The sequence below is a fragment of the Streptomyces sp. NBC_00887 genome (genome assembly GCF_045207585.1).
On record NZ_CP108788.1, the window covers coordinates 43,959 to 65,328 of the forward strand.

Below are 21,370 nucleotides of genomic sequence, written 5' to 3' on the forward strand. Positions count from 1 at the left end.
GATCCCTCATGCCCGCAGGTCAGTTGGTGAGGCGGTTTCCGGTGGAGACGTAGGCGATCGCGCCGCCCGAATGCGAAGTGAGGCGCGTCCCCAGGAGAAGGTCAGCTACGTTCCGGTCCGTTTGACGTGGGGCCGTCACGTGCTTAACAGGAGTGGCCAGGTCGGTGAGGTATCCGGCAAGGACTGCGCCCGGAAACGTGTGCCGGCCGCCCTCACCTTTCTCCCAGGTGTCCAAGCCGGTCAGGACGGCCACGACGTAGCCTGACAGGGTCACCGGCAGTATTCCCCCGGCAGCCACACTGGCGGCGTCGCAGCGCCACCAGCCGCGCAGGCCTTTGAGGAGGTCGTCGGGCCCGAGGTTGGATCCGTATCCGATCCATTGTCGGTCGGTGTCTTCGACTTGGCGGGCCGCGTCGACACGTAGGACCCCAAGTTCCTTGGCCTCCAGGTGGTGCAGAGGTGCACGCTCTCGTTCCTGCAGGGCTTGAACGACCCAGAGGGGCGTCATCACCCGAACACCCCGCCGGGAGAGCCCTGGGAGTACGCCTGCCTCGACGAGGCGCCGGTAGGTGGTGATTGCGCAGCCCAGCTCCTCGGCGACTTGCCCCGTCGTGAGCAGCATGGCCTGCCTCCTGGCCCGTCGGGTCTTTTACTGCGCTGACGCTATCGTCAACTTCACCCCCGTTCAAGTCCGATCAGTTATCTGATTCGGCTTGTCAGGCGGCGGGGCTGATCTCGCGACGGCGCCTCTTCGCTCGCCGCTCTCTTCACACGGCACGGCAGCCTCATGCCTCGCAGACGCCCGGCGCAGCGGTGGGAACTTGTGGGATGTGCATGCGGGTGGGAGAGGACGGCCCGTTCGCTACGACAACGACCGCGGTGAGTGAAAGGCCGACGCTGGCGCGTCAGCGTCCGCGAGAGTTTGGGACGGAGGGTGCCCTGGCGGACGGACCTACCGCCTGCCTGGGCCGGCTTCTCGAGCGTGCGGCCACTGACGCAGCACTCGCCTCTTCAAGGCCGTGTGGGTACGCGCGCCCATACGGTCTTGGTGCCTGCGTGGCTGACCGACCATCCCCATGCCGTGCTGAGTCTTGTGACGAGGAACAGCCCGCGGCCGGTTTCGTCGAGCAGGCTGGATGGTCTGTGCTGTGGAAGAGAAGTGCTGGGGTCGGTTACGGCGCAGACGATGGCGCCGTCCTTGCGGACGAGTCCCAGCCAGGCCTTTGTCCGCGTGTGGGGGGCAGTGGTGCGCAGTGCATGCTGGATGGCGTTGGCTGCCAGTTCCCAGGCTACGGCGAGGATCTCGTCGGCCCCTTGCCGCCTGTTCACGTCCCATTCGGCCAGTGTCTCGTGGGTGAACTCCCGCACTTGGGACCGGGCGGCAAAGGTGTCGGTGAATGTGCTGGCGGCGAACCCTGCGGTGCTGATGCCGAGCGCCAGACCCCAGTCCGGGGGGTGGGAGACGGCGAGGTTACCGATTTCGAGTGGGATCATTTCGGCCAGACCGGACTGGATTCGGTCACTGCTGTCGCAGCAGTGTGTAATCGATGCTGGTGCCCGCACTGTTCATCCCCCGATGGGCGCTCAGTTGTCCGGAGCCCTCACGGCCTGCCGGTCGCTAGTATCCAGCCCACTCCCGTCTCGTGCAATTGCATCGACGATTACTACGCAAAAGAGGGGCGAGGGGCTCCCACTGTGAAGGCCACTGGGCTTCATCAGCGGGATGAAACTAACAGCAGACGGGATATCCGGCATGGACAATTTTCGCAATGGCATTTCTGCAGGTTCACTCGAAGGAGTGGACTGGGCGAAGAGTCGGCACAGTGGACCGCAGGGGAACTGCGTAGAGTTGGCCGCGTTGCCTGACGGGGATGTTGCGCTTCGTAATTCGCGCGACCCACAGGGACCGGCGTTGATCTACTCACGTGAGGAGATCAGCGCTTTCCTTCACGGGGTCAAGGAAGGCGAGTTCGACGCTCTCGGCATGTAACTTGCTTGTTCGGCAGGGGTGTTGTTCCCTGACGGAGGGCTTCTGCGTGGGATAATCCGAGTAAGCGACGTCCCGCAGGAGCCCACATGCAGGCTGTTCCCAGTGACCAGCGTCCGCACCCCCCGCTCGGAAGTTACCTTTCTCTGCCGGGATTCAGTCCGACCGCGCTGAGCATGGCGCTGGGGTCGAGGCTGCGGGCTCTGCGCATCGCGGCCGGGGTGAGCGCGAGAGAGGCGGCCGCGGAGATCGGCTGCTCCGAAGCGAAGATCAGCCGGCTCGAGCGGGGGCAGTCCCCTCCTCATGTGGGCGATGTGAGCTGCCTGATGCGGCGGTACGGTGCGGTCGCCGAGCTGGAGACTGCGTGTGAACTGGCCAGGAAGGCGAATGAGCCCGGCTGGTGGGAGGATTTCGGTCCAGCCGTTCCTCCGTGGTTCGACAAGTTCCTGGGGCTGCAAGAGGCCGCGGAGCTGATCCGAACCTATGAAGTACAGCTGGTTCCCGGCCTGTTGCAGACCGAGGAATACGCCCGCGCGGTAACCGTGAGCGGTGTTCCGCTGGCCACCCCGCAGGAGGTCAGCGCCAGGGTGGGTCTGCGTAAGCGCCGCCAGGAGTTGTTGCAGCGCAGTGTCAGCCCGACATTGTGGGCCGTTGTCGACTGGCCGGTGCTGCACAGGCCTCTGGGAAGTGCAGGACTGATGCGCAGGCAGCTGGAGCACCTCATCGAGATGTCAAGTTCTCCTAGTATCAAGCTTCAGGTGCTTCCGCCGGACTGTCTGGCTATCGGCACCCCGGTGACGTTGCTGCGGTTCGGCCTGCCGGACTTGCCGGATGTGGTCTATCTGGAGCACCCGACGGGAGCGAATTACATCGACAAGCCCGAGGACACCGCGCAGTATCGGTCCATGCTGGACCACCTGTCCATGACAGCGCTCTCGCCGGCTCAGACGGTCAGCGAGCTGAAGAAGACGGTCCGCAGCATCCGTTAGCGGGATTTCTGCCCGATGCCGCCTAGTTCCTGCAGCGGTCCGGGGACCGGTCTGCCCTGCATGTCGTCAGGCCGCCACAGTGACACGTCCGTCACTCCGGGATCGAGCAGTTCGAGCCCATTGAAGAGAATCGTGGCTTCGGGGACAGAGCGCACATGCCCCCACTGCCCGCCCGTCGCGTCGTGCATCACCGCGTCGATCCTGTTGGCCAGTTCCGTTTCACGGCTGATGAGTTGACTGGCCACCAAGAAGCTTCCGGTCGGCAGTGCATCGATGAGACGAGCGATGGCCGGCTGATCACCAGTCCGGTCGGGGAGAGTATGCAGATAGGAGACAGCGAGTACGGCTACGGGCCTGGTGAGATCGACCAGGTTGGCGATGTCGGGGTGGCTGAGGATGCCCGGCGCCTGCGACAGGTCACCCTGGACCACTGCCGTGCCGGCCTCCTCCATCAATGCCCGCCCGTGGGCGACCACCATGGGGTCCCGGTCCACATAGACGACTTTGCTCTCGGGCCGGGCACGGCGGGCGGTTGTATGCGTGTTCTCCCACCTGGGCAGTCCACAGCCGAACTCGACGAATTGGTCGATTCCATGGGCGAGAGCCAGGGTCCGGACGGCCCGAAGCCGGAAGTGGCGCTGCGCGCGGGCTAAAAGCCGGCTCTGGGGCGCCTGGTCCAGCAATCGGTGGCAGGCCTCGCGGTCAGCAGGGTAATGGTCCTTGCCGCCCAGGAAGTAGTCGTACATGCGAGGGACGCTTGCCCTGTTGAGGTCGATCGTTTCCGGCAGGAATTCGCGTCCTTGCACCATCAACACTCTCACCCGTAGCCATGCACTATCTACCCGGTAACAAGCATGTCACGAGCAACTAGGGTGGCGCGGGCCAAGTCGTGCGCTGACTTGACGAACTGGGCAACTTCCACATGCCTCTGACATATGCCCATACGCGGGGCGCGCTCAGCGGAAGACCGGTGTCGCGTCCAGGCGGTGACGATCCTGGCTCTGCAGGCTGTCGACGGCCTTCGCCAGGTCCAGGGCCACCTCACTCTCCTTCACGCCCATCAGCTCCGCCGTCTCCGCGCGACTCAAACAGAGCCGGTAGCGCAGGAGTACGGCATCGGCCTGCCTGGGGGGCAGTGCCAGATGCGCAGCATCTCCGGCATTGCCCCGGCGGGCCCGGTCGGCGTCAAGCAGTGCCCAGTCCACCTGAGCAGTGAGTACCTGCCAGGCCACGCGGGAGGGCATGTCGCTGCTGATGACGCTGGGCCAGACCACCACGAGCGCGCCGAGCACGGACTCGACGATCTGCCGGGCCTTGCCCGCATCGAGAGACCGGGCTCGGGCGTAGCGGATGTAGCGCTCCTGGTGGCGCAGGCAGAACGCGGTGAACTCGACAGGCAAGGTAAGTGCCAGGGGTGGGCGGGGCTGGGTGCCGAAGCCCTCGGCCGGGGCCGGAACAGGTGCGGGCCAGGAGACCGGATTCACTGCGGGCCCTGGCAGTCGAATCGCACGCCGTCTTTGCGGCTGCTCGGTTCGGGGTCGCAGGCGTTGAGGAAGGCGGTGTAGACCGCTTCCCACAACGGCCGGATGTCGGCGGGGCATCCGCCGATTGCGGTGACGAAGCGGCCTGTCTTCTCCCAGGTGGGGACGTGTCCGCCATCGAGAATGCGTTCAGCGGTCGCGACGTCGATCTCGCCGCCGGACAGTTCGCAGATCTTGACCGCATCAGGGCGGTCGGCCATCAGGTGCAGGCCCTGCAGTGCTGCGTACAGGCGGGCGTTGGACTCGACCAGGTCTTGTGGCGGGGCGGCCAGCCCGTTCGCGCTTTCCCACATGGCACGTAACGCCATGGGGTCTTCGCCGAAGACTTCGACCAGCTGGCAGACCACCGGCCATGAGGGGGTGCGCTGCACCGACAGGATGCGAGAGACGTAGGAGCGGGAGAGGTCGGTGGAGTCAGCGACTTCCTGGATGCTCAGACCGCTGGCGTGGTGCAGGTTGGCCAGGGCCTGGGCAAGCTGGCGGGCGGCCCTGCTGGCGGAGGCCACAACGGGCTCTGTCTCCCGAACTGCAGAGGTCGGTGAGGTATGCGCCTGACGGGCGCGCTGACGCTCAAGGGACCTCAGTGCGAGGCGGCGCATCACCTCGCTCTCGCCCCAGCGGGTGCGTGCGGTGCTCTCGCTCACGCACGCCGCACGTGCGATGTCCTCCCAGCTCGTCCCCCGGCGGCGTGCGTCACGGGCGGCGGCGCCCATGTAATACGCCACTTCCTTCATGACCACCGCAGCACGCGGCAACAGCTCGTCCACGCCCTGCCCTTCGTACTCTGCGTCGAGCAGGTCCGATGCGAGGGTAAGCAGCTCTTCTGCGATCACCCTCGCCAGTGGCCGTCCGGCGTGAGCGTTCGCCGTGCCGGCGCCGGCGCCCCGCCCGTCGCGGGCTTTTTGGGCCTGCCGCCTGCACGTAGCCGTGCAGTAGGTCTTCTTGCGTCCACGCCCGGTGCGCTGCTCGATCCTCTGCCCGCAGTGCCAGCACCGTGAACTCTGTTCGGTCGCCTCGTCCGTCATTTCCGTCACCATCTGATCGCTCCGTTTTCTTTACCGGTCGCGCAATCCGCGCACCCCAACAGAAAAGGAATAGAGGGTTCCGATTGATGGGGGTGCGGGCATCTCGCCCCTGTCCGGCGGCGCCGCGCCCCCACAGCGAGGGCGCGGCGCCGGGTAGAGGTCAGGTCAGGGAAACCCGCTGGTAGCGGAGGTAGGAGTGGCGCGTTCCCATGAAGAGAGCACCGACGAGAGCCGCCGCGGCGGGCTGCTCCCAGGACTCAGTGATCAGGATGACGGCGAGGACCGGAACAGCCAGGAAAGCGCCCAGCTGGACCGTGACATCCCAGGCGACACCCGTGAGGGTTTCGCCCGCCGTGAAGCGCGGAATGTTAGCGTCGTGACCTGCCGCGAGCTGGTAATCCCTCACGGCAGCGATGAAGCGGTCGAGATACATGGTCTTCCTTCTGTGGAGCTATGTATTCGGTCGTGGAACACGAGGGGGCCCTGGAGTTGCTGGGAAGGCCGCCTGGGGCCCCACTCGCGACACGGACGCTACCGCCCCGCACCAGCCGTTATCCATTTGATCGGCTAAAACTTGCAAACCCCCGGCACGGCGGTACAGAAAATCCATCCACCAAGCGGCTGGCACTCCACTCAAACTGATCAGTTATCAGTCAGGATCGCGCACGGTCGCCCATTTTTGATTACTTCAAAAATGCTTTCGGCACACCATGCAATTGTGCGAGCATCAGGCCCACTTATCGAGGCGAGTGACCAAGATCTCTTACGGCACTCAGTGCCCATTCGAGATCACGTGACGCCAATGCCACTGCCTGCACATTCGCCACTCGCGCGGCACTCCGTGCCTCGGCTGATCTCCGTTCGGAGAACGGGATTTCAACCTGTTGAGCGCCTAGCACACGCGCTCCTGAGGGGCGGGGCAGCCGTGACGGGACGGTCACGGCGCCACCGGGCGGGGCGCGCGCCCGGGCACACGATCGATCGGTCTGGTTCGGCATGACTCTGCGTCAGGCACTGTCGGCCCGCCTCTGCCAGCACTGACGAACCGGCGCCGGCGGCGTAACCGCGCGCTTCGGCCGACTGGCTGCAAGAGAACATGGGCGCTGATGGCGCTGATCGATGCTGAGGACTTCACCGCGCTGGTGGACGGCAACGTTTTCCAGGACATCTCGGTCGCCGACGGGCCGAAGACGGCTGTGTGCGCAGCCCCGCCAATCAGCGACAGCCCTGCGCCGGCTCCTGCCACGCCAACTGAGCCGAGCTTCACCGCACTGACCGCTCACTGGGCGGCAGCGGGGCGTGTCGTGCCCGGCCGGACGGACCGGGAGTGGGCCATAGTGGCAGGCAGCTGCCCGTGGCCCCAGTGATAGAGGCCAGCGTGGTGCGGTGTTCGCCTCACCCCCCAAGGCCGCACTCGCTGCACCGGCTGGCAGCCTCGGAGCCTGCCCGGCCACCGAGGCTGCCAGCCCGGCGGTTCACCTGAGCCCCCTTCGGTCAGGCAGCGGACTGCAACCGCGCAGGTACACGTGCGTGCCCCGACGATGAACCTTTGGACCGACGGGGGTCGGCTGGGCGCCATGGACCACTGAGCGTGGGCCCGACGATGCGGGCTGGACTGCCCGCCCGGCGGGCGAGGTGCAATCTCACTCCCATGAATGATCTTCCAAATCCCGACTGCGGTGGACACCACGACCGGCAGCCGCCGGTACAAACGGCTGACCTAACGGTCAAGACGCCCTGCGCGATTCCCCGCCGCACCCGCCGTTGCGGTGTCTCCACGCAACGGGCTCGGGGAACGGGCTGGTCGCAAGGGCCGCTGCCCAGCCGCAAGCGACGGTGGTCAGTCCTCGGGCTTGGTAGGTCGGGCGGTTCGGCCGTGCTGGGCCGCGTTGACCCGAACCAGCACGGCGGGTGGCGTCAGCCAAGTTCTACGGTGCACTTCTCGGTATACGGCTCGTCGCGCCAGAGACAGATCTTGACGGTGACGTCCCGACCGCCGATGACGGTCGGGACCGCAGGGGTGCGGACGTAGTCACGCTGGTCGACTGGCAGTGGAGTGCGGCACTCGTGCCAGTCGTCACCGCCGTTGTCCGTCCAACGCAGTCGGATGCCGCCCGAGTGAGGGTCATTGTCGTCCGATCCAGCCCTGCCCCAGTAGTACTTGGGGCCCTTGTGGCTGAGGTAGCGGGCGGAGCCATTCATGATGTCAAAGTCCAGAGTTGGTGTGATCATCGTGGCTTGGTCATCGGTGAAGACCTTGGCTGGCTCTCTGATGATCTCACCCTTCTTAGTGCCGTCCAGGCAGCTGAGAATGCGGTTCTTGCTGACAGTCTGAGGGTTCTTCCCGTCGGCCTCGTCGCTGGAGGTAAACCACGCTGTTGCGGCCGCCACAGCGACAAGGGCGCCTGCGGTCATGGTGAGGAATCGTCGGCCGGGCCACCAGTTGCGCAGCTTGGGGTCTGGGACGGGCGGATCCTCATCCACTTCCGCGACCGCGACCGTGTCCGCGTCCGCGTCCGTGACAGCCTTGACGGCCTGCAGGAGTTCCCGCTTCTGCTCGTCACCGAAATCGATGTCAGCAATCTGGTAACAGGCAGTGGCGACAGCAAGGACCCAGGCTGCGTCTTTGACCCGGGGCAGGTCGCCCTTGAACGCCTTGGCCACGTAGTTGTGCGGGGATGCTCCTTCAAGCGAGATGGTCAGCAGTTGCGGGTTTTCGGATGTGGTGTCTGGATACAGCCGGTGCCTCTTGATGACCTGCAGGATGTGGCGCGTGGATTCGGCGCGCCCGCGAAGAGTGGGGGCGGTGCCATGGTCCTTGGCGAGCGCCTGGGCTCCACGGAGAAGTCGCGCGACGTGCTGTGCTGCCTCTTGCTGCTGCGGGGTGGGTCTCGTGCCCATACTCACCCTTCCGAGGTTGATGGCCAGTTGAGGGTCCGCCGATTCTGCCGCATCAGCTGTCGTGGTGTCTGTCAGCTGTCTCGCCGACACAGAGCTGCAGGTAACAGTTGTCTTTCGTGGACGAACTGCAGTGCCGACTGCTCTAGTTGGATTCGTTCCCGCTCACGCTGGGCGCTTCCGAGGAGCGCCTGTTTCTGCTGCGTCCGTAGCGGGAGTCTGAACCGTCACGGTTGACTGAAAGAGGAAAAGACGTGAAGCACCCCAAGGCCGGAGTCTTCTTGGCCAAGAACGCTTTGAGGGCCCTTGCAGTCGGAGCATCCGCCGTTGGCCTGATCCTCACGCTGGCGGGCCCGGCCAGCGCACAACAGCGGGTATGGACGTGGTCCGGGAACAGGATCGCAATCGACAACAGCCCTGGAACTGGCGCCTCGTGGGCCTGGGTCAATGACGAGATGGCCGACCAACGCGGCGTTTGCCTGCTGCTCAACTTCCAGAAGGTCAACGACATCGCCATCTGTGACGGGAACGGCGCACACAACGAAGCGACCTCCGAGTCCTACTCGGAAAATGTCTTCGGGGACGTTGTGGAGTTCCGGGCATGCGAATACGTCGGTGACACGTGGACGTCCTGCTCGTCCTGGACGTCCGTGTAGTGACGGCCGCTCCTGAAGGGCTCTCTCCCTGAGCCCTTCAGGAGCGCAGCCATCGACCACTGCTGACGGTGGCCTGTGGGCGGCGTCAGCTCCTTCTCCAGCCGGGTGACCGTGGCCCGCGCTGACATCAGTGCCACCGTCCTTGCCGCCCGTTCCTGCATAGGTGTCCCCGGTCCCGCCGGAGACACCCATCGCCTGGCCCACGGGCTCCGTCCCCGTGCCCGCCGCTGCCAGAGCCGTCGCCGTCCGAGTACAGGAACGGGGGAAGGCTGTGGCCGTAAGGGGGACCAGCCAGCGCACGCAGCGAGGCCGCGGCGGGCAAGGGGCTTCGCATTCATGGGTGCGCTCCAGGGCTTGTGAGTGATCCGCTCCTGGCGGGCATAAAAGACTGAGCGCGCTGCCCCAGCAGGCGCCGCTGACCGGCGCGGCCTACCGTTCATTCATGAACGCCACAAGCAGCCGCGAACCGCCCGCCTGCACCAGGTGCGGCGAAGCCCTCAGCTACTCGGGTCATGTGGACAAGACGGCAATGGGACATCAGAACCGCGAGCAGGAGCGCGGAATCTTCAAGTGCCGTAACGAGGCGTGCGAGAACTTCGAGACCGTCGTGGAGCCCAGCTAGCGCGCCGTCGCCAGCTGCTCGCGGGGCGCGGACGGTCGGACTCGGCGAAGAGCTCGCACATGTGGCCCGGGAAGTTGCGCACCTACGCGTTCTTGGTCCTCTTCCTGTCGTCGTCCATCGCCCGGCCGCGCGAGGCTTCCACACGCGGGCCTGCCGCTCGAGGTGGCACTGCTTCTGGGTCTCCTTGCGCACGAGACGGTGCCGGCTGGGAGTGGCCGTTGTGCTGCATGGCCGGGCCGCACATCTACCGCTCGCCACGGTCGCCTCGCGACGGTGTTCTGCAGCTCGCATCGTGAGCACGGTCAGGAGCCGCTTGCCGGTGCCTCACCACTGCGGCGAGGCCACCGCCGCCAGGTCGCGGGCCTCTTCGTCTGGCACCGGCCCGTGGAAATGATCATCAGCCAGGCGCTCAAAGGTCCTCGTCGCGCAGGAACGCAGCGTTCGGCAAAGGGAGTCGGCCGAAGTAGAAACAGTGCGGCGCGCCTTGGCGGGCCAGCGAAGCTCGATCCCGCAGTGCGGGCAGAAAACGAAGTGCTCGGTGATGTCTCCGCCACAGCCATACAGCAACTCGCGGACCTCTCCACGTAGGTGTCAGATCACATGCAAGGCTACGGCAGGCAGTGATCTCAGGTACCCGGATGTACCGGCAACCCGCCCGCAGCGCTGGCCTTACCGCATCGCCGGTTGGCCAGGCACGGCCGTCACACTGCCCACGAAGCAGGGGCAGGCAGAGGTAGGCGGGGCGTGGGAGCAGGTCGACGCCTCGGCGGTGCCTGGCCAAGCGTCTCCAAGGGCGCTAGCTGCCAGAGACGGCGGTGGCCGTCTGGTGAACAGCGGTGGCAGACTGCAGTCCATGGGTGAGGGTGAGGTGCGTGCTGCACTGACGTGGACTGATGAGGTGGCGCAGGCCCTGCGGGGCAACAGAATTGACTCGGCGGAGGGGGAGCTGACCTGGCCGGAGGCGCTGGAGCAGTTGCGTGCACGGGCTGGCGACGGACCCTACACAGGGCGTCAGCGGCAGCCTTGGGAAGCAACGATTTCCGATCTCACGCATGGTGCCGGCCGATTGGGTCCAGCGGTACGCCACCAGCTGGAGCCTCGTCTCACCGATCTCCTTGCCGCACTATCGCCGCCGCCGAACGCCAGCGCCGCGGACCGTATCGCCACGGCGGCGCGGCTGGCCGATGAGCTGCTCAGGCAGGCTAGTAGTGGGCAGTTGCTGCCCGCGGCGTGGCAGGACTTGTTGGGCTCGGCGCGCGACGGTGTCGGCTTCGACGCACTCGACGGGTGCCGGAAACTGCTGTACGTGTTGTTGCGGCGCTCACAGCATCAGGCCGAGCGGTTGTGCCACCAGTTGTCCGCGGTGATGCGCGATGACGCAGTGTCCGTGCAGCGGGCCCAGGTGCGGCTGGGTGATCTCGATGTCATTGCACCATCGAGAGACATAGTGGGTTCTGCGGCCGGGTGGAGCCCGCAGGCGCGCGCCGATCTGTGCGAGCGGCTGGTGGTGGCTCAGCCCCTCACGGCCCATCATGTGGTGTGGCACGCATTCAGACGGGCGGCGACCACCAAGATGGTCGAGGAGTATGGGCCCGTCACGTTATACGACAGCGAGTGGTTGCGCGGGAACCTGCTCAATGACGGGCCGTTCAAGAGGGATCTGCCTGCCGAGGCAACGGCCGACGACGGCTTCTTTCCCGCTGAGATGCTGCCCGAGGGGAAGGATGTGGTGATAGCCAGAGTCGATTTGGGTTCCAAAGCCCGGGCCGATGCGCCGGCCGACTCCCGTGTCCTGGTGCAGTCCTTGATTCTGGCGGCCACATTCCCCGCGGACCGGCATGGCTGGGAGCTCTACGAGGGCTACATCCATGCCGCCAATGGTGACTGCGGCTGGAAGGTGTTCAGTCTGCTCGACGAGGACATCGACGCCCGGATGCCTTACGGGCCGATGGACATCACTGCGAGACGCCTGTCGGAGATGGCACCGCGTGTAGCTCCGCACTTGGCATCCGGGCTTGCTGACCTGTCTGGTGTGGTCGACGCCATCGGCTGGTGGAAGGCCTCGGGAGTGCAGCCCCCGCACGCCTCAGTACTGCTGGATGTGCGCATCCTGGAGACCGTGGCAGGGATGGTGTGCGGGCATGGACAGACCTGGTACGGGTATCTCGACGCCTATCACAAGAACGCATGGATCCGGCGCTCCATGACATCCGAGCTGTTCCATGTGGTGTGGCATGCGCGCGATGACCTTCACCGGTGGAGCGCGCAGGAACAGGAAGCGGTCACTACGATCCATGACAAGCTGCTGCGTCATCGACGCTGGGAATCCCACGCTGACATGGCCCAGGTGGTTGCCGAACTTCCCGCCTTGGCAGCAGCTCTCCCGGAACACACGCTGCAGCATCGCCGGACCGCTGCCGCGGCCCACCGGATCTCGACCCCTGAAGGCGTACGCGCCTGGTACACGGACCTGGAGAACAGGTGGATGCGAACCCTGGGCCGGCTGCGGCTGGTCCGCAACGCCCTCGCCCACGGCGGCCCAGTCACCGCCGCCGCCGCCGCAGCCAGCGTCGCCCCGGTCGTGCACCAACTAGCCGGAGGAGCACTCCTGTCCAGCCTCACCGCACTCGCAGAAGGAACAGCTGCGGCTGATCGGCACGAGGCGCATCGCGATCGATGCGATGCGTGGGCCCGGGACTGTCTGTCCGGCACGGCCTACAAGCCCTAGCAGCTGACGTAACTGCAGCACATCGCACCGTGCCTCTGGATCGGCTATCGGCGGTTGAAGGGAGTGACCTGCCAGCGCAGGGCGCCCCGACTAGAATATCCCAGACGTAGAAGCTCCGCTGGCATCTAAGGTCCCCCTGATCGCGTGGGCTGGGTGCACATAGGAAGTGCCATCAACTTGCCCAGCAGCAATGTCACACGATGTCACCACGTGATGTCACCAGCCGCCACCAGGGATTTCCCTCCCCCAGGCCAGACCACCCAAATACGAGACCTGACACTGGCTCAGTAATGACATCCTCTTGATGGCACCGCAACGACTCTTCACAGTGGGCCGACGTACAGGTGAACCAGGGCTCAGCGCTGGCTGTCCCGTGCGGCCTAGCGAACACCCGGTCATCATCGCCGACAACACGGCGCACCTGACCGTCAAGGCGGCTGCCCTGGCGTGGTGAGGGTGAGGATCTGTGCGAGAACCTGGGATTCGAGCCACTCGGCTACTGCTAACCCATGGGCCCCTGCTGACCCATCGGGTATCTCTCACGAATCAGGAGGCCAAGCTCACCCAGTACGGTGAGCAACGCCTGCCTCGTCCTACGGGCCTCCGCTGCCCAGGCCAAAAGAGAATCTCGGTGGGCCGACTCAGCGGCCAGAGCTTTCATCAACGCTGATTCGTTGTCCACGACCCAGGCAAGCCGACGATCTGCCGCGTTCTCGAATTCGGAGAGCAGGTCTGGGCAGTACACACGCATCATGTTGCGCAGCGTGCGCCTGGCAGCTTTGCGCCTATGCTCGCGGATCAGTCGCTTGAACAAGGACACCTTCGGTGTCAGCTGATTGACGATGCTTCGTTGCATTTGGACCGCGTGAACTGTGCCTGCCATCGGGCCGCCGTTAGACCCGCCACAGATCCTATTCACCGACTCGCCGTAGTCGTACCGCCTCCTGAACCAAGTCCGCCTTGCCGGCCCGATCTCGCCGTCGAGCTTCATCTCGATCAAGCGCGTAGTCTGCTCAGCTGCGGTGCACCACTGATCAAGAATCGCATGCAACTCCATTAGGCTGGCATGTAGCGAGGGCCATTCCGGCGATGCGGTTGCCTGTTGCCTTACACCTCGCACGACCGCACCGCCCGCGCGGGTAATGATGGTTGCCTCTGGCCCTGTGAGCATGCTTTCCCCCAACCGCCGACGCACGTCGAGTCATTGAGCCTATTCCAACCTGCTGTAGGGCGCACGGCGGTCGCCGCGAGCACGGTGCTCGACTGTTTCATGCACCTTCGGCATCCACGGGGTCTTTCTGCAGTCCCCCATCGCAGCGACTGGCCGGGGCTCCGGCGCCGACAACGGAGCCCTCGCGCCCCCTGACGTTGCTTCAGAGGGCCTCAAAACACCCGACGGCTGGCCGCCTAACCCGAAGACCTCAGCCACCCAATACCTACGGACATCAAGAACGTTCTGGTCAGAGGCTTGAGAACCTTGCGTTAAGCCCCCGAGGAAAGACATACGGGCAGTGATTTGTCTCGACTGAGGGGGCGTACAGGGGCGTGATGTCATCCACAGGCGACCCTCCCCCACCCGCACCGAGCCCGCCGAGACCATCGACGAAGCCGACGCCGACCTGGAGTACAAGGACGGCCAGGAGGTGCACGGACCGAGTGCCCCGGCGCGAGAGCTGCTGAAGTTCAGCACTCCCAGGGACCCGGCCGTGCTTGCCGCGTTCATCAAACTGCGGATCCTGGACCCCGAACGCGAGCACTGGCGACGCGGGATCGAGGCCTCCGTCCTCTACAACAGCGAGCACGCCGATCTGCAGGTGCCCTTCACCTACCGCGCCCCCGGCACGACGACGGATGACACCCCCGGCCCTGCGGAGGACGGTGCTGAGGGGACCCAATGGCCGGCGTCGCTGGCCGGGTTCCCGCTCGGGCAGTGGATCGCCGACGCCCGCCGGCAGTACGCCTGCGGCACCATGCCGAACGACCGCATCGACCAGCTCGAGGAACTCGGCATGATCTGGTCCACCGTCGACGTCGCCTGGGAAGAAGGCCTGTCCGCAGCCCGTGCCTGGGCCGCTCTGCACGGCCATCTGCTCGCTCCCTTGGATGCCACCTATCAGGGGGCGAACGTCGGGATCTTCCTGAAGAACGCCCGGGCCGCCGCCCGCCGCGCCGACGACAACACCCATCGCCAGGCCAAAGGCCTCCCCGCCGAAGCCGCGGGCTGGGCCCTGTCGGAGGAGCGGAGGGTGCAGCTGGAGGAGATCGACGCCTCGTGGTGCCCGTCCTGGGCTGTCACCTGGCAGCGCGCCTTCCACCTCACCCGCCTCCACCTCGAAGCCGGCGCACCCCTGCCCACCCGGCCCGGCCAGGCCCTGGCCGCCCTGGGCCAGGCCCTGGCCCAGGGCGAGGACCTCGGACGCTGGGTCCAGACGGTGCGCACCGGGTGGGACAAGCTCACCGGTGCCCAGCAGTGGAGGTGCGAGCAGGTCCTCGGTATCGAACCCGCAGAAGAGGCGGAGAAGCCGAAGCCCTCGATGAGCCAGGCCCAGAAGTGGGCGATGCACCTCACCGCCGCGAGGCAGTTCTTCGAGCGCGAGGGACATCTGAAGGTTCCGAGGAAGCACGTCGAGACGATCAGCCTCCCCGGGCCCGGTGCCGACCGAGAAGAGGAGCGTTCCCTGAAGCTCGGTGCATGGATCGCGAACCAGCGCCTGAGGGCAGCGTCGTTGACCCCCGACCGGATCGAGCAGTTGTCCAAGGTCGGGATGCGCTGGGCGTGATCGTGGGCTGACACTCGGCGAGTCCGTCCCTGGCAGCGTCTTGGCGACCGGCCGGCCGAGCAGGTCCGCTTCACCGGGTCGTGCGGTGCCCGACCCGTTAGCACCGTGCCGCCACCGCTGGCGTAACGGGTTGTCGGGATGCTGCGCGAACCGGGTGCAGGGTCCCCATTCTGGCCTCGTCCTCCATGTTGAGCCTCTACCTCGCTGTGACGATGAGCGCAGGGGCCCCGGAGGGATGAGGAGGCGCGGCACACCGATGGACACCGGCGACGACGTAGAGGCAAATCCCTCAGAGTCCGGGCGGCACGGACGGAAGTGGAAGACGGTTGAGCGGTTGTTGGGGGCGCTAGCAGCACTAATCGCGGTGATCGGTGGCGCCCTGTGGGTGTTCCAGTGGGCGGCCGAGGACTCGCCTGTGGAGAAGGAGCAGAATCTGGTCGAGCAGCTGATGCCGGGGCTGACCTTGGATCGTGCGGCCGAGATCATGGACGACAAGCCGCACTACACTCAACGGCTGGCATCCGGCAACAGGGTCTATCAGTACAACCGGAAATGGGAGCGCATCCAGCTCTTGGTGGACCCGGATAACATCAGCGTGCTGTCTGTGGGGGTCTTTGCGGACAGCACAGACTTCCGCCCCTCGTTCCCGCTCGGACGCAAGCATCAGCTGACGCTCAACCGCACGCTATACGACGAGATCGGCGAGCCATCCGTCCTTTTCGGCGACTGCGGGGTCCACTCCGGCAGCTACTTTGAGGCCCACTCGCTCCTGGAGGGAGCCCCGGCAGCCATCGTTGCCGTGGGCATCCATCAGTCCTTCCGGGGTGACAGTGAGACGAATCCCGCGTGCGGATTCAAGAATCTCCCCGGCTGCGTCCCCCACGACTTCAAGGCAGCCGAAGCCTTGACCGGCGACCACACGACGTGTCTGACATCCGCTCCCGAAGGTGCCTTTCGCAGAAGTACTCCCATCGCCGCATTCGTTGCCACCAAACAGGTCGAACTGTCGGACGACATGTTCCAGTCCCCGTACGTCGTGGGCGGCGGGAACTACTGACCGGACGAGCGATCCCATCTCACGTGCTCAGGGCAAGCAGCGGACGTCCGGGCACGTGGCTGCATGGCTACTCGTTACGGGCGTGCGCGCGAGGCGCCGGGCGCACCCGGACGAAGCTCCACGTCCGGTCGTGCAGGGCTCAATGAAGAACGGCTGATTTAAGCGGCACCTGGGAGAGAACGTCAGGCAGCAGCACTTCTCTCTTCTTCGACTCGGCTCGAAGATGGCTTGGACGGGTTGCGGAATCGACAGTTCTGGGCAATCAAGTTTAGAATTCAATTGACGCCTCCTTATGCCTACCCGTTTGATTGTTGCACCTGACCCAGCATCGAAAATTCATGTACAGCAAAGGTGGGGAACGTGCCCAGGACCACTGTCACGCGTCTACGCGGAGCATTAGTCGCCGCTATGAGCATTGCGCTCGCGGCCGGAATCACATCGACCGCGCAAGCGCAGACCACAGCCATCTCAGCTCTGACGAACTGGAATGTCTATTCGACACATTTTGGTCCAAACGGGGAGGATGCCCCCCTCCGCTACGGCCGCGGCGACGTGGCGGGCTCCGCAGGCTTCGGGAAGCTGCACATCGAAGACAAGCACGCGAGCCAAATGGCCAGCTGGTCCGTCATGAAGAGAGACATCGACAAGACGCTGGACAGGGGCACCTGCAGCACCACCGGCACTTCGGGCAACCGCAAGACCACATGCATCCTGAACAGCAACACCTTCTACAACACACGAGCACGCCAAATGAAGGTGGTCTTCGCGCACCGAGTCGACTCGGACTCCAGGGATGGCCGCCCTGTAGGTATAATCACCGCCTACTACTCCATCTGCGGCTGCTTTCGCTAACGGGGGAACATGTCACTTCAGAGGCAGTACACGGAATACCTGAGGGAACTCGAATTCGACGTCCGGCAAGGAATCAACGATTCTTTGACCTCAGAAAAATACGGCACCCTCAATTCCCTGAACTTCCACGAAGACGATCAAGGCGTCTGGCTTGAGGCATCAGTTCAACTGAGGAAAATCGAGGCGCCGTGGAAGTTTCGCCGTGTCGTAGTTCGACTAGATGGCCCTCTCGACAGCCCGCTCATGGCCTCAACCCTCTTCAGCACAGCCATGATTGAGGACCTGGACACACTCCCGTGGCCGCCAACCAGCGCCTGACCGACCAGCAGGCAGGGAAGCTTTCCCGCAGCAAGTGGAAGCCACCGCAGTGAGCACGCCATCTTGATCGGCAGCGACCGTTCAAGCGCTCCATGACGTCTCGGGCCCGGCAGTGGGCTGAAGGGCGGCGAGTCAGCTTCTCGGTAACAGCTAGAGCTGGCCAGCCTCCGCCCGAGCCCGCAGGAACGCGCAAGAGGCCGCTGTCGGCCCACCGCTCGAGATGCATGAGCGCCGACGACAGTATGCGGTGGTGGTCATAACCCTGCAGGGACGCCGCCTGCCTGCAGGCCTGGACCGCGGCTGCCCGCCGAGAGGCACCTCGGGTGCAGATTTTCGTCGGCACCTCTGGAGCGGCGCCCAGGCAGGTGCCGGTCAGCGCGAACGGCCATGGCTGTTGCCCCTCAGCGCTCGGGCTTGGTCCACCAGGCTGTCGAAGAGCTCCGTACTGATGTTCGGCGGGAGGCCGTCGCCCTTGCTGCAGCAGGGCGGCTTGGTACGCCGCTCCTTGGACGGCTGTTCCACCCTGGCAAGCTTGTAGAGCAGGGCGTAGACGTCCGTTGCAGGATCATCGTCCCGGTGTGGTCCGACGAGTAGGACGACGGCCTGATTGCGCGCGAGAAAGGCTGTGACCACCCGCATGGAGTTGCGCAGGTGCTTGACGCATAGATGCTCGACCACATCGCCCGTCAGCCGATACTTGAGCGCTTTGCAGCCCTGGCTGCGCAGCTCCTGCAGGAAGGCCTCGTAGGCGGTGTGGTCAACGCGCCGCAACCGCTTGGTCTGTTGTTCTGCAAGTAGCGTCACTTGTACGGAAGTTGGCACATCTAGAGCCTACTTCGACGCAAGGACGCCTTTGTCTGTTTTCGCCGAGGCTTCCTCAGCTCGAGTGAGAGCCGGCTTGAGCTCTCCTCTCCGGAGTTGCTTCAGGCTCGTTTGCAGTTCAGCGCTCTCCAGGAGCGTCGCGTCCTGAAGGCGGTACCAGACCGCGTCGAGGAGGCCTCTTTGCTTGCCTGCAGCGCGCAGCTCCCTGACGAGGTGCAGCACCCGGTGCAAGGTCTCGGGGTCGACTCGTTTGGGACTCTCTGTCCTCAGGGGAAGCAGACCCTCGCTGACCCATGAGTGCACGGTGCGACTGCTCAGGTCCAGGAGTGCGGCTGCGATGCTGAGGCGGACCGGGGCGGCGTCATGCAGAGCACTCAAGGCGACCTTACGAAGCTTGTCGGCCTGTTCCGGCGAGGTCTCCGCGATGGCCTCTGCAACCTCCTCGACCTCCTCAACACGGTCAAAAAGCCCCTTGACCTGCTCTTTCTCACGTTCCAGCGTCTGAAGCATGGCAACCCTCCTCCCTTCTTACTTCAGAATATCTCTCCTTTTTCGGAAGCAGCAACAGCTGGGGGGAGACCGTTACACACTTGGTTTCCTCTCGGCCCAGGGCAACGCATCTCTCCGCCTACCCAGCGCTGCCCGACATCCTCAGGAAGCCCGCCCCCACCTGTGGCGGCAGGCGGGGCAGGCGTGAGCGGCGCTTTGACGATCCGTTCTTTCATGGCTTTGTGCTTGTCGCTCTCCTCCGCATCGACCAACACAGAGGCCTGCATGTGGTCGGTCTCCCACACGTGGTTTGACGGGGTCGAGCCGAAGCGCTCCGGGGTAGCGGCTGACCTTGTCCTGGCGGTCGGCGACAGCAAGCAGGGCAGTGACGGTCGCAGCCAGATCCGTAATTCGTACTTACGCACTGATTTCGTCCCGGCATGCTGAGGCACCGATTCTGCAGGCCGCCGGGCCAGGAACACATCATGCTTACGCGCCGCACGCTCCCCTCCCGCGAGACTCCCGCGACGGATGCCGGGTGTGACCGCCACCTGGCTGCCGATCGGGAAGCTGGAACACAGCACCGGCCTGGCGACGTCCTGGTCACCGGCCCAGTCGGCCCGATCGGCAGCCGCCGCCGCCCTCCACGGCTGCCAACCCTGGGACATCGACCCCTGCGCCGGCTGTGCCGGCCCGCTCCCCCGGCGTCAGGTCCCGGTCGTCAGCGACGGTGCGCCCCCGGGCGGAGACCGAGGATGACTGGTGGGGATGAGGTGTCGGGGCTGAGGCCGACTGGGCACTTCGTCAGGCGGAAGTGCTCGCTGGTGTGATCGAGGCTCTCACGGTTGCCAGCACGCCAGGAGCTACTCGACGCAGGCACTCCCCGCCGGGTCCTGGAGCTGATCAAGACCCAGGGGGCAAGCGGGCTCACAGCCTGACGGCCGGAGGTTCCTCCTCCATCGCCGAGAACATCACCCGAGCATGGCCTGAATAGTCGAAGCCGGATCCGGTCGTATGACCGTTCATGCCATGCATCACCAGCGACCAGGTGGCCTCGAAGAACCGCACGACCCACTTCATGGATTGCAGTTCCACGAGGTCCTGCCTCGCGTCCGATCCGTATTCGCCCAGCAGGCGCCGATCGAGGTCAGCATCGAATGCGCCGGCCATGGAAATGGTCGCGAGGTCGTAGAGTCCATCGCCCAATCCCGCGAACTCCCAGTCGACGAGAAAGAGCTGGTCCCCCGAGTCCAATATGTTGTTCTCCCACAGATCATTGTGGTTCAGCCCCGGTGGCGCCCCAGCTTGGGCGGCTCGGTGTGCCTCGAAGTCGTCCAGCCGAAGCAAAGCATCCCCGACGCCCGGCGGAAGTGACAGACCCATGTCGCGCGACTGGCCGACAAGATGTCGGATCCGGTCGTAGATCGCACCCGGGCGCCCCGGCACGTCGGTGAGGCCATGCATCCGGTGAAGGACTTCGACCAGCCGCTTCATCGTCCCCGGACTCCCGAGGCCGCCCCGCTGCTGGGGCGGCAGCGGTTCCACCCACGGCGTGACGATCAGGCCGATCGAGGGGTCGCAGTACAGCACCTCCGGCGCGATGCCGATCGTTGCCGCGGCTCGTGCCACAGCCGCCTCGTCAGGGTGATTCACCCCGAGGCGCGTCGCACTGACGGGGTCGGCCTGCCTGACCACGAACCGCTCACCCGATTCGCAACGCACGACCCAGAGATTGTTGTTGAGGCTCTGCACGCCTTCCAAGGACTCGATGAGAATCGGCCCCGTTTCGGAGAACATCGGGATGGACTCGATGACTGACTTGGCGGCCGGTGTCGGCTCGGTGGTTTTGGCCATAGCTCCTCATCCTCTGACGTTCGGGGTGACAGGCGTGGGCCTAGACGGGGAGTAGGTCGCCAGCGCTCCGTCGCGCAGTTCCAGGTAGGGCCACCGCCCTACCATGCCGCGGAGGCGTTCGGACTCTTCCAGGACGCGAACAGCCGGCGAGCCGGTGATTCCCAGGGTGGCTTCGAGTGCTCCGATCAGGCAGGTCGACAGCAGCTCCAGCGAACCCGGGCCGCAGCGTGAGCTGTCCTCGGTCAAGATGAACCCGATGCCTTCGGTATCGCGCTCGATGACCAGACCCATGCCTGTCGTGTCCGGCTGATCAGCTGTCCGGCTTCGGTTTCGGAACTCGATCTCGTACCGGGGCAGCCGGTGCGGATAGGGCCTGAGCGTTGCGCCATACGCTGTTGCAAGCCCGCCGATCCGGGTCGGATCGGCGGGGAGGTGCCTCAATGCATCCCGATGATTTCGGTCGAAGCCCACAGCCCAGTCAGCCGGTTCGCAGGTCCGGGCGTCCCCGAGGGCCAAGGCGATCGGGACGTCGACCGACATCTGAGCGACACAGGGCTCGCGCTCGTCGTCGGGCTGCCGATGGGTCTCGACCAGCAGTGCCGAATCATGCGCCTGCACGATCTCCTCGGCGCGGAAGAAGAACGCACGGACCAGGTTCTGCCAGGAGATGCCGAGGTTTCGGGCACGTCGATCCAACCCCTCAACCACCTCGGTGCCCACACTGCCGACCGACCGTTCCCGCCCCATCGCCC

21 protein-coding genes are annotated in these 21,370 nt (G+C 65.2%); 9 read left to right on the plus strand and 12 right to left on the minus strand.

Annotation, left to right across the window (positions count from 1 at the left end; genetic code table 11):
- Positions 1–19 precede the first annotated feature (19 nt).
- Both OG844_RS00220 and OG844_RS00225 read right to left on the minus strand, forming a co-directional pair.
- Complete coding sequence (locus tag OG844_RS00220) at positions 20–622, minus strand: DNA-binding protein (RefSeq protein WP_406387279.1); 603 nt, start codon at positions 620–622, stop codon at positions 20–22.
- A 389-nt stretch (positions 623–1,011) separates the two neighbouring features.
- Positions 1,012–1,494 (minus strand): ATP-binding protein, encoded by a 483-nt coding sequence (locus tag OG844_RS00225; RefSeq protein WP_406387280.1) that lies wholly within the window; start codon positions 1,492–1,494, stop codon positions 1,012–1,014.
- Between the two features lie 259 nt (positions 1,495–1,753).
- On the opposite strand from OG844_RS00225, the gene OG844_RS00230 reads away from it, so the two are divergent.
- Together OG844_RS00230 and OG844_RS00235 are read left to right on the plus strand one after the other, a co-directional pair.
- On the plus strand, positions 1,754–1,990 hold the full coding sequence (locus tag OG844_RS00230; RefSeq protein ID WP_406387281.1) for a DUF397 domain-containing protein: 237 nt from the start codon (positions 1,754–1,756) through the stop codon (positions 1,988–1,990).
- Between the two features lie 86 nt (positions 1,991–2,076).
- Positions 2,077–2,976: a helix-turn-helix domain-containing protein gene (locus OG844_RS00235; RefSeq protein WP_406387282.1), complete on the plus strand. Its 900-nt coding sequence runs from the start codon at positions 2,077–2,079 to the stop codon at positions 2,974–2,976.
- Here the strand turns inward: OG844_RS00235 and OG844_RS00240 are convergent.
- The 4 genes from OG844_RS00240 to OG844_RS00255 form a co-directional block, all read right to left on the minus strand.
- Entirely contained in the window at positions 2,973–3,785 is an 813-nt protein-coding gene (locus OG844_RS00240; RefSeq protein WP_406387283.1) for an SAM-dependent methyltransferase, read from the minus strand. The two genes, OG844_RS00235 and OG844_RS00240, sit on opposite strands and share 4 nt — an antisense overlap.
- A gap of 147 nt (positions 3,786–3,932) precedes the next feature.
- Positions 3,933–4,376, minus strand: a complete 444-nt coding sequence (locus OG844_RS00245) for a sigma factor-like helix-turn-helix DNA-binding protein (protein ID WP_406387285.1) — start codon at positions 4,374–4,376, stop codon at positions 3,933–3,935.
- 80 nt (positions 4,377–4,456) lie between these two features.
- Positions 4,457–5,554: a helix-turn-helix domain-containing protein gene (locus OG844_RS00250; protein WP_406387286.1), complete on the minus strand. Its 1,098-nt coding sequence runs from the start codon at positions 5,552–5,554 to the stop codon at positions 4,457–4,459.
- Positions 5,555–5,702: 148 nt separating this feature from the next.
- Positions 5,703–5,975: a hypothetical protein gene (locus OG844_RS00255; protein ID WP_406387287.1), complete on the minus strand. Its 273-nt coding sequence runs from the start codon at positions 5,973–5,975 to the stop codon at positions 5,703–5,705.
- A 673-nt stretch (positions 5,976–6,648) separates the two neighbouring features.
- Between OG844_RS00255 and OG844_RS00260 the strand changes: the two genes are divergently transcribed.
- A complete protein-coding gene (locus tag OG844_RS00260; protein ID WP_406387288.1) occupies positions 6,649–6,909 on the plus strand; it encodes a hypothetical protein in 261 nt (86 codons plus the stop codon).
- A gap of 550 nt (positions 6,910–7,459) precedes the next feature.
- Here OG844_RS00260 and OG844_RS00265 read toward each other — a convergent pair.
- A complete protein-coding gene (locus OG844_RS00265; RefSeq protein WP_406387289.1) occupies positions 7,460–8,533 on the minus strand; it encodes a hypothetical protein in 1,074 nt (357 codons plus the stop codon).
- A 161-nt stretch (positions 8,534–8,694) separates the two neighbouring features.
- Between OG844_RS00265 and OG844_RS00270 the strand changes: the two genes are divergently transcribed.
- The 3 genes from OG844_RS00270 (at position 8,695) to OG844_RS00280 (ending at position 12,446) form a co-directional block, all read left to right on the plus strand.
- Positions 8,695–9,096, plus strand: a complete 402-nt coding sequence (locus tag OG844_RS00270) for a hypothetical protein (RefSeq protein WP_406387290.1) — start codon at positions 8,695–8,697, stop codon at positions 9,094–9,096.
- Between the two features lie 442 nt (positions 9,097–9,538).
- Entirely contained in the window at positions 9,539–9,718 is a 180-nt protein-coding gene (locus OG844_RS00275; RefSeq protein ID WP_406387291.1) for a hypothetical protein, read from the plus strand.
- Positions 9,719–10,571: 853 nt separating this feature from the next.
- Positions 10,572–12,446: a hypothetical protein gene (locus tag OG844_RS00280; protein ID WP_406387292.1), complete on the plus strand. Its 1,875-nt coding sequence runs from the start codon at positions 10,572–10,574 to the stop codon at positions 12,444–12,446.
- Positions 12,447–12,948: 502 nt separating this feature from the next.
- Here the strand turns inward: OG844_RS00280 and OG844_RS00285 are convergent.
- Entirely contained in the window at positions 12,949–13,446 is a 498-nt protein-coding gene (locus OG844_RS00285; protein WP_406387294.1) for a hypothetical protein, read from the minus strand.
- Positions 13,447–14,089: 643 nt separating this feature from the next.
- On the opposite strand from OG844_RS00285, the gene OG844_RS00290 reads away from it, so the two are divergent.
- From OG844_RS00290 to OG844_RS00300, 3 genes are all read left to right on the plus strand, one after another.
- On the plus strand, positions 14,090–15,226 hold the full coding sequence (locus OG844_RS00290) for a helicase associated domain-containing protein (RefSeq protein ID WP_406387295.1): 1,137 nt from the start codon (positions 14,090–14,092) through the stop codon (positions 15,224–15,226).
- A 256-nt stretch (positions 15,227–15,482) separates the two neighbouring features.
- Positions 15,483–16,283, plus strand: a complete 801-nt coding sequence (locus OG844_RS00295; RefSeq protein ID WP_406387296.1) for a hypothetical protein — start codon at positions 15,483–15,485, stop codon at positions 16,281–16,283.
- Between the two features lie 408 nt (positions 16,284–16,691).
- A complete protein-coding gene (locus tag OG844_RS00300; RefSeq protein ID WP_406387297.1) occupies positions 16,692–17,135 on the plus strand; it encodes a hypothetical protein in 444 nt (147 codons plus the stop codon).
- A 690-nt stretch (positions 17,136–17,825) separates the two neighbouring features.
- Here OG844_RS00300 and OG844_RS00305 read toward each other — a convergent pair.
- The 4 genes from OG844_RS00305 to OG844_RS00320 all read right to left on the minus strand — a co-directional run bounded on the left by OG844_RS00305 (position 17,826) and on the right by OG844_RS00320 (position 21,338).
- Positions 17,826–18,257: a hypothetical protein gene (locus OG844_RS00305; RefSeq protein WP_406387298.1), complete on the minus strand. Its 432-nt coding sequence runs from the start codon at positions 18,255–18,257 to the stop codon at positions 17,826–17,828.
- A gap of 27 nt (positions 18,258–18,284) precedes the next feature.
- Positions 18,285–18,785 (minus strand): hypothetical protein, encoded by a 501-nt coding sequence (locus tag OG844_RS00310; RefSeq protein WP_406387299.1) that lies wholly within the window; start codon positions 18,783–18,785, stop codon positions 18,285–18,287.
- A 906-nt stretch (positions 18,786–19,691) separates the two neighbouring features.
- Positions 19,692–20,618 (minus strand): phosphotransferase, encoded by a 927-nt coding sequence (locus OG844_RS00315; RefSeq protein WP_406387300.1) that lies wholly within the window; start codon positions 20,616–20,618, stop codon positions 19,692–19,694.
- A gap of 6 nt (positions 20,619–20,624) precedes the next feature.
- On the minus strand, positions 20,625–21,338 hold the full coding sequence (locus OG844_RS00320; RefSeq protein ID WP_406387301.1) for a hypothetical protein: 714 nt from the start codon (positions 21,336–21,338) through the stop codon (positions 20,625–20,627).
- Positions 21,339–21,370: the final 32 nt, after the last annotated feature.

Excerpts from the sequence above, each read along its gene's own strand:
- OG844_RS00280 (WP_406387292.1), top strand. The coding sequence starts at position 10,572 with ATGGGTGAGGGTGAGGTGCGTGCTGCACTGACGTGGACTGATGAGGTG.
- OG844_RS00300 (WP_406387297.1), top strand. The coding sequence starts at position 16,692 with ATGAGCATTGCGCTCGCGGCCGGAATCACATCGACCGCGCAAGCGCAG.
- OG844_RS00230 (WP_406387281.1), top strand. The coding sequence starts at position 1,754 with ATGGACAATTTTCGCAATGGCATTTCTGCAGGTTCACTCGAAGGAGTG.
- OG844_RS00295 (WP_406387296.1), top strand. The coding sequence starts at position 15,483 with ATGGACACCGGCGACGACGTAGAGGCAAATCCCTCAGAGTCCGGGCGG.
- OG844_RS00225 (WP_406387280.1), bottom strand. The coding sequence starts at position 1,494 with ATGATCCCACTCGAAATCGGTAACCTCGCCGTCTCCCACCCCCCGGAC.
- OG844_RS00240 (WP_406387283.1), bottom strand. The coding sequence starts at position 3,785 with ATGGTGCAAGGACGCGAATTCCTGCCGGAAACGATCGACCTCAACAGG.
- OG844_RS00220 (WP_406387279.1), bottom strand. The coding sequence starts at position 622 with ATGCTGCTCACGACGGGGCAAGTCGCCGAGGAGCTGGGCTGCGCAATC.
- OG844_RS00235 (WP_406387282.1), top strand. The coding sequence starts at position 2,077 with ATGCAGGCTGTTCCCAGTGACCAGCGTCCGCACCCCCCGCTCGGAAGT.
- OG844_RS00315 (WP_406387300.1), bottom strand. The coding sequence starts at position 20,618 with ATGGCCAAAACCACCGAGCCGACACCGGCCGCCAAGTCAGTCATCGAG.
- OG844_RS00310 (WP_406387299.1), bottom strand. The coding sequence starts at position 18,785 with ATGCTTCAGACGCTGGAACGTGAGAAAGAGCAGGTCAAGGGGCTTTTT.
- OG844_RS00275 (WP_406387291.1), top strand. The coding sequence starts at position 9,539 with ATGAACGCCACAAGCAGCCGCGAACCGCCCGCCTGCACCAGGTGCGGC.
- OG844_RS00250 (WP_406387286.1), bottom strand. The coding sequence starts at position 5,554 with ATGGTGACGGAAATGACGGACGAGGCGACCGAACAGAGTTCACGGTGC.
- OG844_RS00255 (WP_406387287.1), bottom strand. The coding sequence starts at position 5,975 with ATGTATCTCGACCGCTTCATCGCTGCCGTGAGGGATTACCAGCTCGCG.
- OG844_RS00260 (WP_406387288.1), top strand. The coding sequence starts at position 6,649 with ATGGCGCTGATCGATGCTGAGGACTTCACCGCGCTGGTGGACGGCAAC.